This window comes from Bacillus sp. NTK074B (assembly GCF_017303375.1).
Classification (GTDB): Bacteria; Bacillota; Bacilli; order Bacillales; family Bacillaceae_B; genus Rossellomorea.
Window position 1 is genome coordinate 320565 of sequence record NZ_JAFKOH010000001.1, and the last position, 23575, is coordinate 344139.

Genomic DNA, 23575 nt, shown 5'->3' on the forward strand with positions numbered 1-23575 from the left:
AATATGTGTTGTGCCTTTAATAAGGAAGGGCTAACCGGATTAGAGGTTAGCCCTAAATCAATCTACTGCTCTCCGTTAAACCATTTTTCAGCTAGTTTATCCAATTCTCCTGCGTCTTGAAGCTTCTTCAAGACATCATTGAATTCACTTGTAAGCTTGCTGTCCTTAGGAAGGGCAACAGCAGAACCAGTCTCCTCTTCATTTGCATTCATCGTATTCCCTTGAAGTTCATCGTTCTTATCCAGATAGCCGTTCGCGACCGTATTTTCAATGATAATGGCGTCAAAGCGCCCATTTTGAAGATCTTGAATCAATTCGGGAATTCGATCACGTGTATCTACTTTCAACCTGATTGTTTTAGAAAGCTCCTCTGCTGCATCCTGCTGGATGGAGCCAAGCTGAACGCCCACTATTTTCCCGTCGAGATCTTTCTCACTCTGTATTCCGCTATCTTTGGTGGAGATGATCATATCCTTGGCAGTATAGTAAATGTCACTGAAGTCAACGTTCTTTTGTCGCTCGGGCGTTGGCGTCATGGCAGATAGTACGAAATCCACCTGACCTGTTTTCAAGGCTGAAATCAATCCGCTGAATTCCATGTCCTTGATTTCTATTTCATAGCCCATTTCATCTGCCAGCATGTTCGCAAGATCGATATCGTATCCGATGATTTTGTCGCTGTTGGCGGTATCTACATATTCAAACGGTTTATAGTCAGCCGACGTCCCCATGATCAGTTTCTTCGATTCTCCTGACGCAGCCTTCTCTTCCCCTGTACCGCATGCTGCTAGAGTAGTAGAAAGGATTAGTAGTAATGCGAGAGATAATAGCTTTTTCATTGTGTTTCCTCCTCAGGTTCTGTGTATAAATATAATATATAATGTATATTAATTACTATATTCGTATTGTAACAGAGTTTAATTTTTATGCAATAGTATTTATAATCATAGATAAATATTTATATTTTCTGAAAAATTAAAGCGCACATTAATAGCATTTTACATAGGGAATTGTTTATAGAGGGATGGATAATATTCAAATTCTATGCATTGTCAGGCGGATTGAGTTTGAGTTTCACTCTTGGTGTAGCTTCAATTGCGTCTTACCATTTATTGAGAGGGAAAGTATATGGATTGGATAGAGGAGGCATTATTAAGGGACTTGTTGTTCAGGAAACACCTAATTGATATTTCAAGTGGCCAAATCCTGACTTCCTATCTGATGGTGATTGCGTCATTTCAGGGGGGATTGCTTCATTTTATTTAATGAATGCGTCATTTATAAAGTTATTGCGTCATTTTCATAAGGAATTGCGTCATTTAGTAAAAAAAAGAAATTACACTCAATCCCCCTTCTCAAAATAAGAAACCCGTCAAGCTTCTCACTGGACCTTCGAGAAACCTGACGGGCTATTTCAACTTCCTTATACTTCTTCACAATACTGATCGAAATAGGATTGAAGTTTATTCACAACGGACATTGGGTCATGCCCTTCAATCTCGTGTCTTTCGACCATCGTTAACAGCTTTCCGTCTTTAAGCAGGGCGAAAGACGGTGAGGAAGGCGGGTAACCTGTAAAGTAGCTGCGTGCTTTCGCAGTCGCTTCTTTATCCTGACCTGCAAAGACCGTTACTAATTGATCCGGTCTCTTATCGAAGTGAATGGAATGGGCAGCTGCCGGACGGGCGATTCCACCTGCACAACCACAGACGGAGTTAATCATCACGAGGGTTGTACCTTCCTTAGAGAATGCTTGATCCACTTCTTCTTCTGTAGTCAGTTGCGTATAACCTGCCGTCTCGATTTCCTGACGGGCCTGACGGACTACGTCGTTCATTAACAAATTGAAATCTATATCCATGCTAAACTCTCCTTTAATCACTGACTTGATCATCATTCCACTAAAAACGAAGGGATTTGATATACCCTTATCATAACAATTTCAAACCATATCTTTCAAATAAAATTAACTATTCCCATCCTGTATGGCAGCTTTGTATTGTTTTAACAGTCTTTCTACCGCTTGTGAAGTTGTAAAATCCCCCTTTTTCACCCTATCTTCCATGGCGGGAAGTGATGACTTGATGCTATTCTGAAAGAAAAAGTCTGAGAGGATTCTTTCTTTCAGCATGGTATGGAACCATTCCTGTCTTTGTTCAAGCCTTCTTTCTTCAAATACACCCTGTTCTTTTGTCTGCTTTTCAAACTGACGGATGAGATCCCAAAGCTCGGTCAACCCTTCATTCTTCAAGGCTGAACAGGTATAGGCCTTTGAACTCCAGCCTTTCGTTGCAGGAATCAGGAAGTGAAGGATCTGATTGAGTTCCCTCTTCGTTTTCTCGGCGAGAGGTTTATTTTCCCCGTCGGCTTTATTCACAAGTAAAGCATCGGCAAGCTCCATGATTCCTTTTTTCATTCCTTGAAGCTCATCACCGGCACCGGTTATGACGAGTAGTAAGAAGAAATCCACCATCTGCCTCACCATCACTTCACTTTGCCCTACTCCCACGGTTTCAATGATGATGAGATCGTACCCGGCTGCTTCACATAATAAGAGGGTTTCATTGGTCTTTCGATGAACACCCCCCAATGTACCTGCAGTAGGGGATGGCCTGACATAGGCAAGGGGATTTTTCGATAGCCGCTCCATTCTGGTTTTATCTCCCAATATGCTCCCTCCTGAAATGGAGGAGCTTGGGTCGATGGCAAGAACGGCAACACGTAAACCTTCGTTACATAACATCTCACCGAATTGTTCGATGAATGTACTTTTCCCTGCTCCCGGTACACCCGTTATGCCGATCCGGAAACTTTTACCTGTATGGGGCAGTAATTCCTGCAGAAGTTCCTGTCCCAATGCATAATGCTGCTCTGCATTGCTCTCGATCAACGTGATGGCCTTCGCTAAATGGCTCCGGTCCCCATTCAGGATACCGGTTTTCAATTCTGTTACTGAAACGGGGTCTTTCTTCCTTTTCACAAACCGCTTCTTTCGACCAGACTGTTGCTCTGTCATTATTCAGCCACTTCCTCATATCCCAGCACTTCATAAATTTCTTTGATCACCTTCTGTGCAGCAACGGGAATGATCGTGCCAGGACCAAAGACGGCCGATGCCCCATTACTTAAAAGGAACTCATAATCCTTCGCAGGTATTACCCCGCCGATGACGACAAGGATGTCTTCCCTGCCAAGCTTCTTCAATTCTGCCACTAATTGAGGAAGAAGTGTTTTATGTCCGGCAGCAAGTGAGCTGACACCGATGACATGTACATCATTTTCAACTGCCTGAAGGGCCGTTTCCTCAGGAGTTTGGAACAACGGACCGATATCTACATCAAATCCGAGATCGGCGAAGGCTGTGCTGATTACTTTCGCCCCTCTGTCATGCCCGTCCTGGCCCATCTTCGCAATGAGAATGCGGGGTCTCCTTCCTTCATTCTCCAAAAATTCTTCTGTCATCTCTTTCACAGTGTTGATTTCCTGTTCATTTGAGAAATTGGAACTGTACACCCCGCTTATGCTCCGGATCGTTGCTTTGTGCCTTCCAGAGACTTTTTCGATTGAATCCGAAATTTCTCCTAATGTTGCCCGCGCTCTTGCTGCTTCAACGGCTTTTTCAAGAAGATTCCCTTCTCCTGTTTCTGCGGCATGAGTTAATGCGTGAAGGGTTTCAATGACTCTCTCTTCATTTCGCTCTTCTTTCAGTCTTTGAATCCGGTCAATTTGTTTTTGTCTGACAACCGTATTATCAATGTCAAGCGTTTCAATCGGATCTTCCTTCTCGAGGCGATATTTATTCACCCCGATGATGGACTCATCTCCTGAATCGATCATCGCCTGTCTTCTTGCAGCCGCTTCTTCGATTCGCATCTTAGGTAATCCGGTCTCGATCGCCTTGGTCATGCCACCGAGCTCTTCGATTTCTTCAATATGCTCCCACGCTTTTTCCATCAGCTGATGAGTTAAGGTCTCTACGTAATGTGAACCTGCCCAAGGATCGATCACTTTCGTAATACCGGTCTCTTCTTGTAGAAACAGTTGTGTATTACGGGCGATCCTGGCCGAAAAATCTGTTGGCAGCGCAATCGCTTCGTCGAGTGCATTGGTGTGAAGGGATTGCGTATGCCCCATGGCCGCTGCGTGTGCCTCAAGTAACGTACGAACGACGTTATTATAAGGATCCTGTTCCGTTAAACTCCACCCGGATGTTTGGGAGTGGGTCCTTAGCGCCATCGATTTAGGATTCTGAGGATTGAACGTCTTCATCATCTTCGCCCAAATTCTCCGTGCCGCTCTCATTTTGGCCACTTCCATGAAATAATTCATCCCGATTGCCCAGAAAAATGAGAGTCTGGGAGCGAAGGAATCGATATCAATTCCCGCCTTCAATCCGGTCCGGACGTATTCAAGTCCATCCGCCAGTGTGTACGCAAGTTCAATGTCGGCTGGTGCACCCGCCTCCTGCATGTGATACCCTGAAATACTGATGCTATTGAACTTTGGCATATGCTTGGATGTGTACTCAAAGATATCAGCAATGATCTTCATAGACGTTTCAGGTGGATAAATATATGTGTTCCGTACCATGTATTCTTTCAAAATATCATTTTGGATCGTACCGGACAGTTTATCCTGGGAAACACCCTGCTCTTCCGCCGTCACGATATAAAACGCGAGGATCGGCAGCACTGCACCGTTCATCGTCATGGAAACAGACATTTGGTCAAGGGGAATTCCGTCAAACAGAATCTTCATATCCAGTATCGAATCAATAGCTACCCCCGCTTTCCCTACATCTCCTACAACCCTTGGATGATCCGAATCATAGCCGCGATGAGTGGCCAGGTCGAACGCCACCGACAACCCTTTCTGCCCCATGCTTAAGTTTCTGCGATAAAAAGCATTGCTCTCTTCAGCCGTTGAAAATCCTGCATATTGCCTGACCGTCCAAGGACGGTTAACATACATCGTAGGGTACGGCCCCCTTGTGTATGGAGCAAGGCCTGGAAGGTCGCCTCCATGAGAGATATCCTTTGTGTCTTCCCCTGAATAAAGTGGTTTTATAGAGATTTTTTCGTTCGTTTCATAGTTTTGGTCCGAAGAGGGGACCCTACTCGTTGTTCCCTCATTTGCATATGGGTTGATTTGCTGCCAATCAGGCTTTTTCACTGTCATTTCCCTCCTCCCAGATCGTTAAAAGCTCATCCATTTTTTTAAGTATGTTCTGTTTATTATAGATGGACCCGTTCAATCCCATACGTTCCCACTTGCTTCTCTTTTCATCAGGTATTTTCCCTGCAATGTCAATCACGATGTCTCCATCTATTTGATGGATCGATTCAACGATCATTGATAATTGATCAAGATATTCCTCATCTTTCCCACACACTACATAGTACGGATACCGGGTATCTTCTATAAAATGAAGGAGATCTTCCTTTGACATGCTTGCTTGACTTTGATGTGCATGAATGCCCCCCGTGGCTAAAAAGCCTTTTACAAAGTCTGCACGGGGCTTATGGGTCTTCAACTCTCCCAAACCAATTAGACCAGCCACCGGTTTCCTTGTGAGCTTCTGTGCCCGACTCCTTAAATCTTCAAAAGGAAGGGACAACCGTTCTTCAGAAGTCGACTGTGTATCAGGCAGGTTTTCTTCCAGGTTTGCATAGATATTCGTCCCGATCATAGAATTCTTTCGAGTGGCCAAGTCAATAATCCGGGTTTCTCTCACTCTAGTAATTTGACTTTCAATAAAACCATCTTTCAGGGAGACAAGCATTCCCCCTTTTTCATCAATGCGTTGAAATTCCTTCCACGCTACCTTGCCTACCTCTTCTGAGAGCCATTCCACATAGTAAGAACCGCCTCCCGGATCGATGACTTTATCCAGATGGGCTTCTTCTCCGAGGATGAGTTGAGTATTTCTTGCGATCCTTTCAGAAAATGGATTTACATTTCCACTCACTTCATTGAATGGAGCAACAACCAAATAATCAACGCCTGCAAGAATGGCAGAAAAAGCTTCTCCACCACCGCGAAGCATATTCACATATGAATCTAAAGTAGATTTATTAAATCGGGACGTTTCTGCACTGATGCTGATAGTACGGGAAATCACGTCTTTCTCCATCCCATAAGAAGACAAGACCTCTTGCCACAATTTCTTGAAAGCCCTGATTTTCGCTATTTCCATAAAGAAATGACTGCCTACTGCAAAGTGAAAATGCATCTTTTCGGCTGCTTTCTCAAGGGTCCAGCCTTTTTCGGAAAGTGCCTCGATATAAGCAACACCCTCACTCAGTGAATAGGCCAACTCCTGGGTGGCACTTGCTCCTTTGTTATGATAAGGTGCAGAGTTGACGATTATGGTCTTTACTTCAGGAAAGAGCTTATCAGCCCCTTCCACACTCTTCATCCATTCTTCTAATCTATCTTCATCCGACCATTCCTCTTCTGAGAGAGGATCGAATCCAACGATTCCATTCATTCCCTTCCATTCAGGTACCTCCTCCATTGCAAGGATGGATAACGATGTCTTTTTATCAATTGAGAAGATCGGAGTATCGAATCCTATCATTTCTTTCAAGAATGGAAAAAGATGCTCTTCATGCTGCAGATCCCCAATGGAAAAGGAAAGACAGTTCTGTCCACGTGATAACGCATCCTGCACAGCTGTTGTCAGTTCTTTCCACGAATCCCTTTTGATGGACTGAGCGATATACCATTTAGAAGCACGCTCATACTTCCCTTCTATATTTGGAATATAATCCTTCACTCTATCCCGATGAGGGACGTCTACTTCTGTAAATAACGGCTTAAGATCAATATTCTCATATGTGCTTGTATGTAACGTACTTATTCCCTTCCCCTTTAACGCCTTTTCAGCTGCTTCCTGCCACTCTGTAAGCGTACGGTGACTGAATGATTGATCTTTCATATCACTAAGCTTCATATATACCCCTCTTCCATACTGCAATTTTGTAATCGTTTACATTATTCCTGGAAAAAGTCCCCCAAATTTTCTAAATGTTTATACTAATACTATTTTAGTATATAAAAAAAAACGCCTTTCTTCAATCTCTCAGGAAAATGAGTGTAAAAAAGAAGAAGAGCTGAACGTTCCAACTCTTCTTCCATGATCTTATTTCTTTGTATTGATATACAATTTACCTTCTGCACGGTCCGTCGTGCCATTCCCATAATCATCGGAGATCTTCACTTCAATCACGGCTCCCGGTGCCTTAACGTTTGAGGTTGCCGTATAGTAACCGACGTAATGACCTTGTGACGTTTCCATCATCGGAAGTTCATTCGCATTCGTTACTTGACCCGCATTGGTTAGAGGCATGTGAAGGACAAATGTCGCATCCAGCCCCGGCTCACTGTCGAATTCGATTTTGACGGATTCACCTTTCTTCAGTTCCTTATCTTCTGCAGGAAGAAGATTTTCAATCTCAATGTCTCCAAACTTAGCGAAGACCGTTACACTTTGTTTCTTTCTGTTTCCTGCTTGATCTTTCGCTACAACCTGGATGACATTTTCTCCTTCATTGAGGAGAATTCGGTGACTGAACTCGCCTTCTTTGACGGATGCTTTCTCTCCATTCACTTTCACCCATGCAAGATTTTCTTCTGTAATCGTTCCTTTCACCGTTATGGCTTCGCGATTTGTTTTCATGCCATCTTCCGGTGAAGTGATGGCGAGTTCAGGTTTATTCTGATCAAGTATGACGGTCACTGAATCCGATGGACCCGTCATTCCCTGTTCCGTCGCTGCCTTTGCGGTTAACACATTCTCACCTTCGTGGAGGGAGACATCGGCAGAGAATGTTCCATCGTCTCCTGTGTCGGCTGTCCCTACTTCTTCCTCTCCATTATAGAGATGAACAGTCGTCGTCGGGGCAGAAGTCCCTTCAACTGTAATGGAATCTTTATTCGTAAATGAACCATCTTTCGGCGATGTGATGACCGGTGCGGTCACTTCATAATTCACCGTTGCACGAATCATGTAGTTCCCTTCGTCTTCCGGTGCTTGGGACCATGCTCCACCGACGAACTGCCAGCTTCTGGCTGCATACTCACCATCTTCATCTGTTCCAAGACCAGGTGCATTCGGGTTTGGAGCAGATTGGATATACACCATGTAGAAATCTCCTTCGACCATGATACCGTGCTCACTAAGGTCCACATGCGTCCATTTGCCGTTACGCAACGCGGTTCCATCGAACGGACCAGCAATTTTCTTCCCTGGTGCCCCGTCCGGTCCATTCGCATCATATACGGCGACCTCGAATTCAGTTCCACCCGGTATCGGCCATTCAGTATCCCAGAAGCGGAATAGTCCACCCGTCACAAGTGCGGTGTCATTTCCTTCTTCAAGAGACATTTTTACGGCCCAGCCGTTTCCTGCATCATAGAAAGCACGTGCATTTTCAGCTGTACCATCATCGTAACCAATTTCACCAGGAAAACCGATGAATGGTTCTAAGCTTACATCAGCGGTTGTTGCTTCCCCACCTTCAACTGTGACGCTCATTTCCTTACTGTAATAGTAAGGAGCTACTACTTTAAGGGTGTAATCCCCTTCGTAAACCTCCAGTTCATATGTTCCATCTGCATTTGTTTGTACCGGCTCTACTACGGCATCTTCTAGAACAAAGACCGTTGCTCCTTCGACGGGTTCACCCGTCACTTCGTTGGTTATGGTTCCGGTCATATTTCCTTTAGGGATTTCCTCAAGGGTAAAGTTAGCCGTTGATGCTCGGTCGGCTTCAATCGTAACATTTTGTGTATCGGATCTATAACCATATGTGGATGCCTGCAGCGTAAATTCACCTGCTGCATGGGTCATTTCGTATGATCCATTGGAAGGGTCGGTATAAACCGATCGGCCCGTTTCCAGTACACTTACTTCTGCTTGTAATGGAAGCAGTAAAGGTGCGGGACCAGCTTCACCCGCCTTTCTATCTTCCTTCACTGAATTTTTTAAAGTAATTTTATCTGGATCTACACTTGGCTTTTTCGAAACAGATGAGGAATTCTCATCTTTGGATTTCAAACGAAGACTCATTTTCTTGGCAGGAAGGTTGGATTCTGCACTAAGCTTAACGTCATCCAGGTACCAGCCTTGCTTGGTCACACTTCCATCGGAGGTAACGTTGAAGGCAATATATACGCGCTGACCTGCATAATCACTCAGATCGACCTCTCCGTCAATCCATCCTCCGGTATCACCATTGACCCTTAGTGCCTGTGTCCACTCTTCTCCATCAGTAGATACAAACACGTGACCATAATCATAGTTCCTTTCAAGCTCATGCCACTGTTTGAATTGTAAGAAGCTCTCTCCTTCAGGTAAATCGATTGGAGGCATTTGAAGGGACATGTTCGCCCTGTTGTCATACGTACCGCCAAGATTTGTGGCATAAACATTTTCCCCCGAAGTAGCCACTCCGGGACCACTCTCCGGAACTCCACGCTCCCAACTGTTTCCTGGGCCATAAGAAGTCCACCCGGTAGCAGAAGATTCAAAGTCCTTCTCATAGCCTACTGTGATACCCGGAAGAAGATTTACCGTATACGTGTCGGACTCGACTTCGTTTCCACCGAAATCCATGGCCGCCCATTTATACGTGATTGTGTCTCCTGTGAGGGCGTCCCCGGGTATGACTGCTTCAAACGTTCCTGATGTGTAGTTTCCTGACGTTCTTACTGCATCAACCTGCATCCACGTACCATCTTGATTCTGATAATGCAGGGCTACACTGGTTACACTTACATTATCACTTGCTTCTGCCTCTAGGGGCAGATTCATTTCTTTAAATGCTTCTTGCGGTGCTTCATGTGAGATGACTGGCGCTTCCGAATCTTCTCCTTCTTTTGAAACCTGCCCTTTTACTTTTCCGATCCCGCTCATAACCGATGAAACGGCGTCAAACGCATTGACCAAGCCGTGTCCATACCCGTTATTCGGCGACTCGGGAAATGTGCCGTCTGTAAGTGGCACAGCGGTTGTCATAAGGATTTCTTCGATCTCATCCACTGTCAGGCTTGCATCCACTTGACGCAAGAGGGCAGCTACTGCCGTCACATGCGGTCCAGCCATCGATGTTCCATTCCATCCGCCTTCATAATTGCCACCTGGTACGGAAGAACGAATATTCACACCCGGTGCTGCAATTTCAGGCTTAATTTCATCATAAGGTGAAGGTCCCTGTAAGGAGAAGCTTCCCAATTGATCATTGATATCCGTTGCACCCGTTGCGAATGACTCAGGGTAGTTGGCAGGATTCGCGATCGATCCAGGTCCACCCGGATTGAATAGCGTGGTATTTCCTGCAGAGAACTCAGGGAAGATTTCAGCCGCTCTCCACGCGCTTACCATATCCCGGTACCACTCATCAAGTCCAGCTCCACCACCCCAAGAGTTATTGACAACATCCGGAGCCATTTCAGGATGGGGATTACCCTCGGCATCCTTTGGAGCCAGAATCCATTCCCCTGCTTCCAGTAAATCTACATCCGTTCCACCATTAGCTGTGAACGCTTTAACTGCAATCCACTTTGCACCTGGTGCTACACCGATTTGATTGCTGCCATCAGGCTCAGAGCCGACCATTGTTCCAACAGTGTGCGTTCCATGTCCATCATCATCATATGGTGCACTCTGCCCGGCAGTTGCATCAAACCAGTTGAATTCATGGTCTGGAGATTCAGGATTTTGAGGATCATACCCTCTATATTTTTCTTTTAATGCCGGATGATTCCATTGTACTCCAGAGTCAATGGAGGCAATGACCGTTCCCGCTCCATCGATACCCATGTCCCATACCGCAGGTGCACCGACCCGATCGATATTCCACTCAATCGATGCTGGAGTATTTGGGGCTTCTTTATCCAATACTGCTGAAGAAGAAGCCTTAGCTTTCGCAGGTTGGATAATCTGTCTCGTTTCATTCGGCAGGATTTTCTCTACTTCAGCAAAGGTTGAGATTTTTTCCATGACTTTCTTTGTACTTGTGACGGCCATCCCATTCACAACATAAAAGTCTTTGATTTCCTTCACTGCACCTGATTTCTTTTCTTTCTGTAAGTATTCTTTCACTTGTGCTTGAGATTCAAGGGCGGTTGCCCGAAGCTCGGAGACGACCATATTTCGTTTTAATAGTTTTTTACTATTAGCAGACAGTTTCTGCTTTTTCGCTTTTTCAGTCGCCTTTTTCGCTACAGACCCAGTGTCCACCTGATCCTTGAATTTCACTAAGTATGTGACATGCTTCTCTTTCTTGAATTGTTCCTGTAGTTGAGACGTGATCTTTGATTGTGGGTTTACTTTTGATGATTCTTTTGCTGAAGTGGATGGTCTTTCTTTCCCTAAAGATGTTTGTGAGGTATTCGCCGCCCCTGCATTATATGGAAACATCAAGGGGACAAACATGACTAAAGTGAGTACAATGGATAACCATCTAGACTTACGTCTACTTCCTGACATCTAATTCCCTCCCAATCATTTTTGGCTCTTTCTGTAAACCCCGCACCTCCCTTAGACACCCAATATGGTAAATTGTAGGTGTTAAACCAAAGATAACCAATAATAGATAAGGGATGTTGTAAATTAATGTCGAAATAAATCTGAATATTCAGTATTTAATAGAAAAGTCACGAACCCACTCATTTTAAATGAGCATATAGCCACACAAGCATTATAACTCCAGGAATATATTGGGTTTCACCGGATTTGCAACAGAGTAATAGGTGCCGGTATTCCACTTTTCTTATTTGAATAAAGTTAGAAATGAGCGGGAAGTTGCAGAGGGTATATTCAGTTGTTGAGGAAACAGTAAAACGAACTACTGGTAAAAAGCCAACTAAATTTAGAATATTCTTCTAGTTATAAATGATAAGCTTTTCCCGAATCGAAGCATCCGGGAATCCACATGTCCCGGGACATTTTATCTAGCTGCAAAATAAAACAAGGACCAACCTCCCAGGGTCAGTCCTTTGTTTTATTTAATATAAAGATGTATTTTCTTTTGATGTGTTTTCTAGAATTTCTTTTACACGTTGTAAAAATCTTCCGCATACTAATCCGTCGAGAACACGGTGATCAAGTGACATACATAGATTCACCATATCACGAACGGCAATCATTCCGTTGTTCATGACAACTGGGCGTTTCACGATCGATTCAACCTGAAGGATTGCTGCTTGAGGGTAATTGATGATTCCCATCGATTGTACCGAACCAAATGACCCGGTATTATTAACCGTAAACGTTCCTCCCTGCATATCTTGGGAAGTCAATTTACCGCTTCTGACTTTTCCGGCAAGCTCTGTGATCTCTCTAGCAATTCCTTTGATTGTTTTTTCGTCTGCATTTTTAATCACTGGAACATAAAGTGCATCATCCGTAGCTACTGCAATGGAAAGGTTGATGTCCTTCTTCTGGACAATCTTATCTCCCGCCCACATTGAATTGATTTGTGGGTATTCTTTAAGGGCTTGGGCTACTGCTTTCACAAAGAATGCAAAGAATGTCAGATTATACCCTTCACGTTGCTTAAATTCTGTCTTAAGGGAATTTCTGTAGTCAACCAGATTGGTTACATCCACTTCCATCATCGTCCATGCATGCGGCGCTTCATGCTTACTGCGTACCATGTTGGATGCAATCGCTTTGCGGATTCCTGAAACCGGAATTTCAATGTCCCCAGGTACGACAGGAACATTCGCGGCAGGTGCAGAAGGTTTGGCCGGTTGTGCCGGCGCCGCGTCCTCCACAGGCGCTTGCTGTGGAGCCGGTGTTTCAGCCTTAGGTACCGGAGCGTCTCCAGCCTTTGGAATTGATCCAGATTCTATGATTTTCTTTAGATCCTTACGAGTGATTCGGCCGCCGTTACCGGTACCCTCCACTTGATTTAGATCAATATCATGCTCTTGAGATAGCTTTAATACGGCAGGAGAATACCTTGCTTTATTTCCGCTATCTTTGCTCGGAGCTTTTGTTTTCGGTGCAGTTGATTCGTTTTCTGCCTGTTTAGGCGCTTCTTTCGGAGCTTCTTCAACAGGAGCTGAACCTCCACCTTCAATTTCAATCGAACAAATGATTTCCCCGACTTCAAGAGTATCCCCTTCTTCGGCAATCAGTTCTTTAATCGTACCTGTGAAGGAAGATGGTACTTCTGCATTTACTTTATCCGTTTGCACTTCTGCAATCGGGTCATATTTATTAACGGTATCACCAGGTGACACCAACCATTTACTAATCGTACCTTCTGTAACACTTTCCCCTAGCTGAGGCATTTTCATATTTTCAATACCCAATGAGGAACCCTCCTTACTTTTACGTTTAATTGGTGTTAACGGGGATTAAAATTCTGCAAGTTCACGCATTGCTTTTTCTACTTTGTCCGGGTTAATCATAAAGTATTTTTCCATTGTCGGTGCATATGGCATAGCCGGCACATCTGGACCGGCAAGACGTTTAACCGGAGCATCCAGCTCAAATAAACAATTTTCAGCAATGATGGCTGAAACTTCACCCATGATGCTTCCTTCTTTATTGTCTTCAGTTACAAGAAGGACTTTACCTGTTTTAGAAGCTGCTTCAATAATTGCTTCTTTATCTAACGGATAGATGGTGCGCAGGTCCAGGATATGCGCTTCAATTCCGTCCTGGGCAAGTTTTTCTGCAGCTTGAAGAGCAAAGTGAACACACAGACCGTATGTGATGACCGTGATGTCTTCCCCTTCACGCTTCACATCTGCTTTACCGATTGGAAGAGTGTAATCATCATCAGGTACTTCTCCTTTGATTAGACGGTAAGCCCGCTTATGTTCAAAGAATAATACCGGATCTTCATCGCGGATCGCCGCTTTCAGTAAGCCCTTTACATCATAAGGAGTAGAAGGCATAACAATCTTTAATCCAGGCTGATTGGCAAACACGGCCTCTACGGATTGCGAATGATAGAGCGCTCCATGTACTCCACCACCATAAGGTGCACGGATGACCATCGGGCAGCTCCAATCATTATTCGAGCGGTAACGGATACGTGCTGCTTCAGATATGATTTGGTTCACAGCCGGCATGATGAAATCAGCAAACTGCATTTCAGCAATCGGTCTCATACCGTACATAGCAGCCCCGATTCCGACACCTGCAATCGCAGACTCCGCAAGAGGTGTATCGATAACCCGGTCTTCTCCGAACTGATCGTACAATCCATGAGTGGCTTTGAAGACCCCACCTTTTCTTCCAACGTCCTCACCTAGAACGAATACTTTTTCGTCTCGTTCCATTTCTTCTCTTATGGCCATCGTTACGGCATCAATGTATGAAATTACTGGCATGATTGAATTCCCCCTTACTTCTCTTCTGCGTATACATACTTCATCGCTGATTCAGCTTCAGCATATGGAGCATTTTCTGCATAATCCGTTGCTTCGTTCACAAGTTTCATAATGCGGTCATTGATGTCTTTTTCAATCTCATCATTCATGACGCCTGTTTCTTTTAAGTAAGCACCAAAGGTGATGATTGGATCATTTGTTTTCGCTTTGGCCACTTCGTCAGGAGAACGGTAGCTGCGATCATCATCATCAGAGGAGTGAGGAGTTAAACGGTAAGAAACTGTTTCAACAAGCGTTGGACCTTCACCACGTCGACCGCGGTCAGCGGCTTCCTTAACAGCTTTATATACTTCGATGGGATCATTTCCATCTACAGTGATACCAGGCATGCCGTATCCAATGGCGCGGTCTGATACTTTCTCACAGGCCAATTGTTTTTCAATCGGAACTGAGATCGCATATTTATTGTTTTCACACATGAAAATAACAGGAAGTTTATGTACACCTGCAAAGTTTGCCCCTTCATGGAAATCACCCTGGTTGGAAGATCCTTCACCGAATGTGACAAACGTCACAACGTCTTTCTTCTCCATCTTTCCTGCAAGAGCGATTCCCACTGCATGGGGGACTTGAGTCGTTACAGGAGATGAACCCGTTACGATATTATTTTTCTTTTGACCGAAGTGACCCGGCATTTGACGTCCGCCAGAGTTTGGATCTTCTGCCTTGGCAAAACCTGATAGCATTAATTCCTGAGCAGTCATACCGAATGTCAGAACGACACCCATATCGCGGTAGTAAGGAAGAACGAAATCCTTCTCGCGATCTAAGGCGAATGCAGCACCTACTTGAGCCGCTTCCTGACCCTGACAGGAAATAACAAACGGAATTTTACCCGAACGGTTCAATAACCACATGCGCTCATCGATTTTCCTGGCAAGCAGCATGGTTTCATACATTTCTAATACTTTCTCATTGGAAAGACCTAATTCTTCATGACGATTCTCTGCCATTTTGTTTACCTCCTACACAATCTAATGGTTGGAAGGTAGAGAAGACCTCTACCTTTTACTGATTTTCTTTCATTAAGAGGGCTAATAAGCCTTCTCCGTTCTCTTAAGAGTGAATCGCCTTTCCATCCACAGCGAGTGCTGCTTCTCCAATCGCTTCTGATAAGGATGGATGAGGATGGATGGTATGGGCAATCTCCCATGGAGTTGCGTCTAATACTTTCGCCAGACCAGCTTCGGAAATCATATCCGTTACGTGAGGTCCGATCATATGAACACCTAGGATATCATCACTGTCCTTGTCGGCAATGATCTTCACAAAACCATCCGATTCCCCATAAACAAGGGCTTTACCGATGGCTCTAAAGCTGAATTTACCGACTTTTAAGTTGTATCCTTTTTCTTTCGCTTCCTGTTCTGTGATACCGACACTTGCGATTTCAGGATTGCTGTAGATACATTTAGAAATAAGTGAATAGTCAATCGGATCCGGATTTTCATTTGCCATATGTTCAACTGCCGTGATTCCTTCATGAGAAGCGACATGGGCCAATTGAAGTCCACCGATTACATCACCGATTGCATAGATGTGGGATTCCTTGGTTTGGAAGAATTCATTGACCTCAATGAAACCCTTTTCCACTTTAATATCTGTGTTTTCCAGACCGATGCCTTCTACATTTGCTTGACGGCCGACAGAAACAAGGATTTTTTCAGCTGTAAAGGATTTCTCTTCCCCTTTGTGCTCCGCTTTAATCGTAACCTCTCCGTCCCCTTTTTCTAAGGATTCAGGAAGCACCTTGGCACCTGTCACGATTTTGACGCCTTTTTTCTTCATTAAGCGCTGCATTTCCTTCGAAATCTCATGATCTTCCGTTGGTACGATCTTATCAGCGTATTCAACAACGGTTACTTCAACATCAAAGTCAGAAAGCATTGAAGCCCATTCGATTCCGATGACACCGCCACCGACGATGATAATCGATTTCGGAAGCGCCTCAAGTGAAAGCGCTTCATCTGAAGATAGAACAAAATCTCCATCGATATCAAGTCCAGGCAGTGAACGGGGTCTTGAGCCTGTTGCCACTATGACATTCTTCGGAATCAGCATCGGATTATCTTCCCCGTTGTTCATTTCCACGGAAATCGTTCCAGGCATAGGTGAAAAGATAGAAGGTCCGAGAATGCGTCCAAGTCCTTCGAAAACATCGATTTCCCCCTGTTTCATCAGGTGTTGAACCCCTTTGTGAAGCTGCTCGACGATTCCGTCTTTTCTTGATTGAACCTTGGTGAAATCGAGCTCTACCCCATTGATTTTCACACCAAAGTCTTCACTGTGTTTCGCCGTTGCATATACTTCAGCACTGCGAAGAAGAGCTTTACTTGGAATACAACCTTTATGAAGGCATGTTCCTCCCAGTTTCCCTTTTTCAACGATTGCTGTTTTTAATCCAAGTTGAGAAGCACGTATGGCTGCTACATATCCACCCGTACCTCCCCCTAGAATGACTAAATCATATTCTTCTGCCAATCTTGAGTCCTCCTCCGCTTTTATACTCTCGCTTCTTTTTTTACATTTCCCGGGTACATCTTGTAGTCTTCCTCATTTCGTAAGACCCTGAGTGCTCCTTCAGCAAGAGCCTGAAGTTCATTTTCTCCAGGCTGGATGACGACATCCGCTATCCAATTGATTCGATCGCTTATCGCCTTTACAAATTCCTTCCCATATGCAAGTCCACCCGTCAGCACTATGGCATCGACTTTACCATTCAGGACTGCACTTGCCGAGCCGATCTCTTTCGCAATCTGGTACGCCATCGCATCATATACGGCTTTGGCATTATCATCGCCATTTTCAATCATTTTTTCGACTTTAACTGCATCATTTGTGCCAAGATAACCGACCAGGCCACCTTGTCCGACAAGTTTCTTCATGATTTCATCACGGTAATAGTCCCCGGAAAAACATAGATCGACCAGATCACCGGCAGGTACGGTCCCCGCTCGTTCAGGACTGAATGGACCATCGCCGTGCAATCCATTATTCACGTCGACCACCTTCCCATTTCGGTGGGCCCCTACCGTGATTCCACCACCCATATGAGTGATGATCAGGTTAAGATCTTCATATTTCTTCCCCAACTGCTTCGCGACCCTTCTTGCTACCGCTTTCTGGTTTAATGCATGGAAAATACTTTTCCTTTCAATCAGTGAGAATCCCGATACGCGGGCAAGGGGTTGAAGCTCGTCCACTACTACGGGGTCCACGATATAAGAAGGAATATTCAATCCAGAAGCGATTTCAAATGCTAATATACCACCCAGATTCGATGCATGCTGGCCTGAAAATCCTTCTTTCAAATCCTTAAGCATGTCAGCATTCACTAAATAGGTACCACCTTCGATTGGTCTCAGTAGTCCTCCACGGCCGCAGACTGCGCTTAGCTTTGAAACATTGATTCCTTCTTCATCCAACGTTTGAAGAATGGTGGTTTTCCTGAATTCGTATTGATCTATAATGGTTGGAAATTCATTGATTTTTTCTGTATCATGACGGATCGTTTTCTCAAAGATTGAGCGATCATCATCAAAAACACCAATCTTGGTTGATGTTGATCCAGGGTTAATGACGAGAATTCGATGTTTGGTTTCTTGCACTGTTGTTACCTCCATTTGGGCAGCTAGATTGTATTGTTTGCATGAAAGAATTTTCCCCCTATGATAGATAACCCCTTACTTTGTTCGATGTTCGTTATAACAGGGAAGAAACGCTTCACTTCATTTCAAAGTAAAGCGTTCACTCTTCTTATTATCCGCGTCTGCTAAGGATATGATGACCGTTTTGAAGGAATTGGCTTCTTGACCGGCGCATTTTTTCAATGCGTTCTTCTGCCATACGGTCCGCAGCCACATATGTTGGGACGTTATCACGTTTGGCAATTTCAATTACACGTTCAACGTTGTTGTATACCTGCTCTACTTTCTTCATCGCTCTTTCGCTGTTGTAGCCGTATAATTCGTCTGCTACGTTAATGACGCCTCCTGCATTGATCACATAATCCGGTGCGTAAACGATACCCATCTCATGGATAGCATCACCATGACGAGTTTCTTTCAACTGGTTATTCGCAGCCCCTGCAATGACTTTCGCCTTTAGCTGAGGAATGGTTTCATCATTGATAATCGCCCCTAGAGCACATGGTGCGAAGATATCACAATCAACACCATAAATATCGTTGATGTCAACAGCTTTGGCACCGAATTCATCCACTGCACGTTGAACGGCTTCTTTATTGATATCCGTTACGATGAGGTTTGCCCCTTCTTCATGAAGGTGACGGCACATATTGTATGCAACATTTCCGATACCTTGAACGGCAATTGTCTTCCCTTCCAAGGAGTCTGTACCGAATGCTTCTTTCGCTGCTGCTTTAATTCCACGGTATACTCCATAAGCTGTTACAGGGGATGGGTTACCGGAAGAACCGAAAGCTGGTGAAATGCCTGTTACATAGTCCGTTTCTTCGTGGATCAGATCCATATCCGCAACCGTTGTCCCCACATCTTCAGCAGTAATGTAGCGACCGTTCAGTCCTTGGATATAACGTCCGAATGCACGGAACATTTCTTCGTTTTTATCTTTGCGGGGGTCACCGATGATGACCGTCTTTCCTCCACCCAGGTTAAGTCCTGCAGCTGCATTTTTATAAGTCATACCTTTTGCAAGTCGCAGTGCATCTTCAATTGCCGCTTCTTCCGATTCGTATGTCCACATACGGGTTCCTCCGAGAGCTGGTCCAAGAGTTGTATCATGAATGGCAATAATCGCTTTTAAACCTGATGCTTCATCTTGACAGAATACCAATTGCTCATAATCATATTGTTCCATATAGCTGAAAATTTTCATTTTTATTTCCCCCTGTAGTCTTTTGATTTTAGGTTGTTTGTAATTATTTATTAGAAGCAGAGCATATGGCCAGTGCCAATGAATATAACTTACTTTCTGCACTGTCCGCCCTGGATGTTAATACAATTGGTGCTTTTGCTCCAGCGATGACAGCCCCAACTTTAGCCTTGGCAAAATAGATTAAGGACTTATATAGAGCATTTCCAGTTTCAATATTTGCCACAAGAAGGATATCTGCTTGCCCGGCCACTTCACTTTCGATTCCTTTATGCTCGGCGGCATGGCGGGAAACGGCATTGTCAAGGGCTAAGGGTCCGTCCACTTTACAGTCGCGAATTTGCCCCCTTTGATTCATCATCGTAAGAGAAGCGGCATCAACTGTTGCCTGCATTGCAGGATTCACAACTTCCACAGCGGCAATCGCTGCTACTTTCGGCAGGTCCACACCGATTGAACGGGCGATTCCCACGGCATTTTCAATGATTTGGGCTTTCTGCTGGACATCGGGACTGATATTCATGGCTGCATCGGTAATGAAGGTCAGCCTCTCATATCCTTCCACTTCAAATGCCGCAACATGTGAAAGGACATTACCTGTACGAAGGCCCCACTCCTTGTTTAATACTGCTTTTAAGATGACAGCAGTCGGGACGTTCCCTTTCATCAATGTACCTGCTTCATTTTCCTTTACCGCCTTCACTGCAAGTTCGGCTGCCTTCTGGGGAGAAAATGCATGCTTGATTTTGATACTGCTATGAGATATGAGGTTTGGAGCAACCTCTTCTAAAATGGAGAGGATCTCCTCTTTATCACCGAACAATAAAAAGTCAGCCATCTTTTTTTCAACCGCCATGGCGACAGCACCAAGAACTTCTTTATCTTCTGCAGCTGCCACGGCTACAGTTGAGTTTTCGATTCGGGTTGCGTTTTCCACTATAGATTGTAGATTCATGTATGTCGTTTCAACCCCTTTTTTCTGTTTTTTTGTATCCATTAAACTTCTTGCAAGAAGCGTGCCAACTTTAAATTACTGAAAACGCTTTATAACCGCGTTATCCACCCTGCAACTTTCTTCGTACCATGCAAATTATTTCATGCTATTTATTTCAATGTTATATTTTTCAATTTTGTAATATAAGTTTCTCACTGAAACGTTCAACGCTTTAGCAGTAGCCGTTTTATTACCTTTATTCTGCTCTAAAACCTTTTGAATTATATTTTTTTCATACTTTTCAACTTGGGCTGCAAGATCCCCCCCTGTTTCTCGAGAAGCAACTTCCCCTGCGTTGAAGTAGGTTTTCCCTGTATTCTCTAATTGAGGTAGATGCTTACCATCTATTTTGACTTCATTATAGTTCATAAAGATGATGGCTCTTCCCAGCACATTCTCAAGCTCCCGCACATTCCCGGGCCAATGATAATTCATAAGCTTGCTCATGGCTGTCTCCGTCACTCCCTCTACATTCCTTCCGTAGTCCTGGTTGATCTTCGTGATCAAAGCTTCTGAAATGAGTGGAATGTCGGATTTGCGCTGTCTTAGTGGAGGTATTTGAATCGGCATTCGGTTGAGGCGATAATACAGGTCTTCCCTGAATGATCCATCGGCTATCCCCTTTTCGAGGTTTACATTCGTAGCAGCGATGACGCGGACATTGATTTGGATTGATTTCGTACCTCCGACCCTTACAATTTCATTTTCCTGAAGAACCCTCAATAATTTCGCCTGGGTATTCGCACTTAATTCGCCTATTTCATCGAGGAAGATACTCCCGTTATTCGCTTCTTCGAACAACCCTCGCTTACCACCGCGCTTCGCTCCGGTAAAAGCCCCCTCCTCATACCCGAATAATTCGCTTTCCAATAAGTTCTCAGATAACGCAGCGCAATTGACCCTGAGGAATTTATTAAACTTGCGATTACTCGCATTATGTATGGCGTGGGCAAACAATTCCTTCCCGGTCCCAGATTCTCCGCGCAGGAGGACGGTTGCAGGAGTTTTCGCCCCCAGTTTTGCCTGTTCGATGGCAATCATCATTTCCTCGGAATCACCTATAATATCTTCAAACATATACTTCGCCTCTAGAGTGCGGATGATTCTCCTCGCACGGTCCAATTCCTGGGTAAGAGATTGAATTTCAGACATGTCATGGATGACCCCGACGCTTCCCTTGAGCTTGTTGTTCACGATGATCGGTGCTACATTGACAATGACTTCCTTGCGTTTGGGGCCAACGCGCATCCTCGTCCCGCGGATCGCTCTCCGGGTTTGCAGCACTTTCAAATGGATGCTTTCCCCTTCGGAAATATCTGCCGTCGCAGGCTTTCCGATCACTTCCTCCTGAGAAAGACCCGTGATCCTGGTATACGCAGGGTTTATCATAATCCCCTTACCTTCTTCATCGACGACGGAGATCGCGTCATCACTGGAATGGATGATGGCTTCAAGCATCGTCTGGATTTCTCTGAGGTTGGTTATTTCTTCTGCCAGATTCACCACTTCCGTGATATCTTTGAATACAGAAAAGGCACCGATGATTTCATCTTGTTCTGTGATCATCGGAATCCGATTGGAGATGATTTTCAATCCATTCCCCAGTATGACCTCCTGATTGATTTCCGTTCGCCTTGTCTCGATCGTTCTGGTCAATTTACTTTCAGGAATCACTTCGGAAATATGAATACCCATCACATCTTCCTGCTTCTTTCCGATCATTCGCTCTGCACTTTTATTAAAGAGCATCACGATGCCACGATCGTCAATCCCAACCATGCCATCATCAGTAGAGTTAAAAATAAGATCCCTTTTAAAGGACTCACTCGTCAATTGATGGATAAGGTCTTCTTTTTCTTCAAGAAGCTTGGAAATAAGGAAAGCCACACTACCAGGTATGATAACGGTGTTTTTCCCACGCTTATCTCTTATCTGTTCAAACACTTCCTGTTCACCGGTCACTTCGATGACGATGTCAACGGAATCACTGAGGAATGGCCGCCAATCAGTACCTACAGGAATGTCAAGCTCTTTAGAAAGCTGGATACCTGGAGCATTTTTATTTAGGTCTACCACGGCAATCACTTTCATAACGGAGACTTCGTGTAGAATCTGCAATATTGCTGTCCCACCCTTACCGCCCCCGACAATTAGAACCTCTTGCAACTTTCTTCACCCCGACACCTGCAATTTTTTTCACAATCATAATGTTACACTACTTTTTGAAACTTGACAATTTTCTACTTGGAGTTAGAATTTTAGTATGGAAACGTAAAGGAGTTAAACATCTCATGGCCCGTCTAATTGCCCTTATTATTATGTTGATTCCCGGTGCATTTGCTGCTCTAGGGATTAAGCTGATGAGAGATATGTTATTTGGGATCCTGCAGCCTCCCATCCCCTTTTTATGGGTGCAGTTTATTATCGGGTTACTATTTTTCATTTGCGGTCTCGGATTCATTGCAGGATTCGTCCTGCATCGTGATCGAAAACGCAATAAAGTTCAATCCCGATTCAACAACAAGAAAGGCTAGCGCTTTGACAGCGCTAGCCTTTTTTACTTTCCCTCAGCTTCCATGCTTTTTCAGGATAGTCCGTTACAAATGCCGAACATCCTATATTCAGTAATCTCTCCATTTGTTCCACCTTGTTCACCGTGTAAGGTCTGACAGCAATCCCGTTATTCATCGCCTCGATGATGATTTCATCCCTGACAGCTTTCAGGTTGGGGTGTATCGCTTTCGCCCTTAAAGACTGGGCATAAATCCAGGGCATGAATAATCCTGATGAGTACAGTGGTGCAGTTTCCACGGCAGGCTCCAATTGGTAACAAGCCACAATCGAATAGTGATTAAATGATGAGATGATGATTCTCTTTTCAAATCCGAATTCGCGGATTAATCCGATCACCTTCTGTTCCAGTCCCAGATAGTCAATGATACTGTTTTTCAACTCTATATTACAAAGAAGATCATTTCTCTGCATCCACAGAAAAACCTCTCTCAGTGAAGGAACACGATTTTTCTTGAATAGCTTGCTTTTAAATTTAAAATTCGCTTGAAGTTTTTGAATTTCCTTTAATGTATAATCTTTGACGAATCCTTTTCCATTCGTTGTCCGATCGACAGTTTCATCATGGATCACGACCACTTCTCCGTCTTTGGTCAGCTGAACATCCAATTCAATTCCATCAGCTTTCACTCTTTCGGCTTCATAAAAAGCTTCCATAGTATTTTCGGGATGAGTACCGGCAGATCCACGATGAGCAAAGATTAGCGTCATGTGTTCACTTCCTTCGTTTGGTCTTTAAGT

The 23575-nt window shown here is 44.3% G+C and carries 17 protein-coding genes; 2 read left to right on the forward strand and 15 right to left on the reverse strand.

Annotation, left to right across the window (positions count from 1 at the left end; genetic code table 11):
- Positions 1-62: 62 nt before the first annotated feature.
- On the reverse strand, positions 63-839 hold the full coding sequence (locus JI667_RS01790) for a transporter substrate-binding domain-containing protein (protein ID WP_206849647.1): 777 nt from the start codon (positions 837-839) through the stop codon (positions 63-65).
- A 289-nt stretch (positions 840-1128) separates the two neighbouring features.
- On the opposite strand from JI667_RS01790, the gene JI667_RS01795 reads away from it, so the two are divergent.
- Positions 1129-1266: a hypothetical protein gene (locus tag JI667_RS01795; RefSeq protein ID WP_206849649.1), complete on the forward strand. Its 138-nt coding sequence runs from the start codon at positions 1129-1131 to the stop codon at positions 1264-1266.
- Between the two features lie 157 nt (positions 1267-1423).
- On the opposite strand, the gene JI667_RS01800 is transcribed toward JI667_RS01795, so the two are convergent.
- The 13 genes from JI667_RS01800 to JI667_RS01860 all read right to left on the reverse strand — a co-directional run bounded on the left by JI667_RS01800 (position 1424) and on the right by JI667_RS01860 (position 22429).
- Positions 1424-1861 (reverse strand): BrxA/BrxB family bacilliredoxin, encoded by a 438-nt coding sequence (locus JI667_RS01800; protein ID WP_169213592.1) that lies wholly within the window; start codon positions 1859-1861, stop codon positions 1424-1426.
- Between the two features lie 105 nt (positions 1862-1966).
- On the reverse strand, positions 1967-3016 hold the full coding sequence (meaB, locus tag JI667_RS01805; protein WP_206849651.1) for a methylmalonyl Co-A mutase-associated GTPase MeaB: 1050 nt from the start codon (positions 3014-3016) through the stop codon (positions 1967-1969).
- Entirely contained in the window at positions 3016-5178 is a 2163-nt protein-coding gene (scpA, locus tag JI667_RS01810; RefSeq protein WP_206849653.1) for a methylmalonyl-CoA mutase, read from the reverse strand. Before scpA ends, meaB begins: the two co-directional genes overlap by 1 nt.
- On the reverse strand, positions 5159-6955 hold the full coding sequence (locus JI667_RS01815) for a methylmalonyl-CoA mutase family protein (RefSeq protein WP_206849655.1): 1797 nt from the start codon (positions 6953-6955) through the stop codon (positions 5159-5161). Before JI667_RS01815 ends, scpA begins: the two co-directional genes overlap by 20 nt.
- Before the next feature lie 189 nt (positions 6956-7144).
- The gene (locus JI667_RS01820; protein WP_206849657.1) at positions 7145-11494 is read right to left on the reverse strand and encodes a S8 family serine peptidase; all 4350 of its coding nucleotides are present in this window, start codon (positions 11492-11494) and stop codon (positions 7145-7147) included.
- Positions 11495-12012: 518 nt separating this feature from the next.
- On the reverse strand, positions 12013-13326 hold the full coding sequence (locus JI667_RS01825; RefSeq protein WP_206849659.1) for a dihydrolipoamide acetyltransferase family protein: 1314 nt from the start codon (positions 13324-13326) through the stop codon (positions 12013-12015).
- A gap of 45 nt (positions 13327-13371) precedes the next feature.
- Positions 13372-14355: an alpha-ketoacid dehydrogenase subunit beta gene (locus tag JI667_RS01830; protein ID WP_206849661.1), complete on the reverse strand. Its 984-nt coding sequence runs from the start codon at positions 14353-14355 to the stop codon at positions 13372-13374.
- 14 nt (positions 14356-14369) lie between these two features.
- On the reverse strand, positions 14370-15368 hold the full coding sequence (locus JI667_RS01835) for a thiamine pyrophosphate-dependent dehydrogenase E1 component subunit alpha (RefSeq protein ID WP_206849663.1): 999 nt from the start codon (positions 15366-15368) through the stop codon (positions 14370-14372).
- Between the two features lie 103 nt (positions 15369-15471).
- Entirely contained in the window at positions 15472-16896 is a 1425-nt protein-coding gene (lpdA, locus tag JI667_RS01840) for a dihydrolipoyl dehydrogenase (RefSeq protein ID WP_206849684.1), read from the reverse strand.
- Positions 16897-16916: 20 nt separating this feature from the next.
- Positions 16917-18038 carry a butyrate kinase gene (buk, locus tag JI667_RS01845; protein ID WP_206849686.1) on the reverse strand — a complete coding sequence of 374 codons (1122 nt, stop codon included), beginning with the start codon at positions 18036-18038 and terminating at the stop codon, positions 16917-16919.
- 136 nt (positions 18039-18174) lie between these two features.
- Positions 18175-19272, reverse strand: a complete 1098-nt coding sequence (gene bcd, locus JI667_RS01850) for a Leu/Phe/Val dehydrogenase (protein ID WP_206849696.1) — start codon at positions 19270-19272, stop codon at positions 18175-18177.
- A 43-nt stretch (positions 19273-19315) separates the two neighbouring features.
- A complete protein-coding gene (gene yqiS / locus JI667_RS01855) occupies positions 19316-20224 on the reverse strand; it encodes a phosphate butyryltransferase (RefSeq protein ID WP_206849699.1) in 909 nt (302 codons plus the stop codon).
- Positions 20225-20359: 135 nt separating this feature from the next.
- Positions 20360-22429 carry a sigma 54-interacting transcriptional regulator gene (locus JI667_RS01860; protein WP_206849700.1) on the reverse strand — a complete coding sequence of 690 codons (2070 nt, stop codon included), beginning with the start codon at positions 22427-22429 and terminating at the stop codon, positions 20360-20362.
- 125 nt (positions 22430-22554) lie between these two features.
- Between JI667_RS01860 and JI667_RS01865 the strand changes: the two genes are divergently transcribed.
- Entirely contained in the window at positions 22555-22797 is a 243-nt protein-coding gene (locus JI667_RS01865) for a DUF2627 domain-containing protein (protein WP_206849703.1), read from the forward strand.
- Between the two features lie 13 nt (positions 22798-22810).
- Here JI667_RS01865 and JI667_RS01870 read toward each other — a convergent pair whose 3' ends face one another.
- Positions 22811-23545 (reverse strand): glycerophosphodiester phosphodiesterase, encoded by a 735-nt coding sequence (locus JI667_RS01870; RefSeq protein WP_206849705.1) that lies wholly within the window; start codon positions 23543-23545, stop codon positions 22811-22813.
- Between the last annotated feature and the right edge of the window lie 30 nt (positions 23546-23575).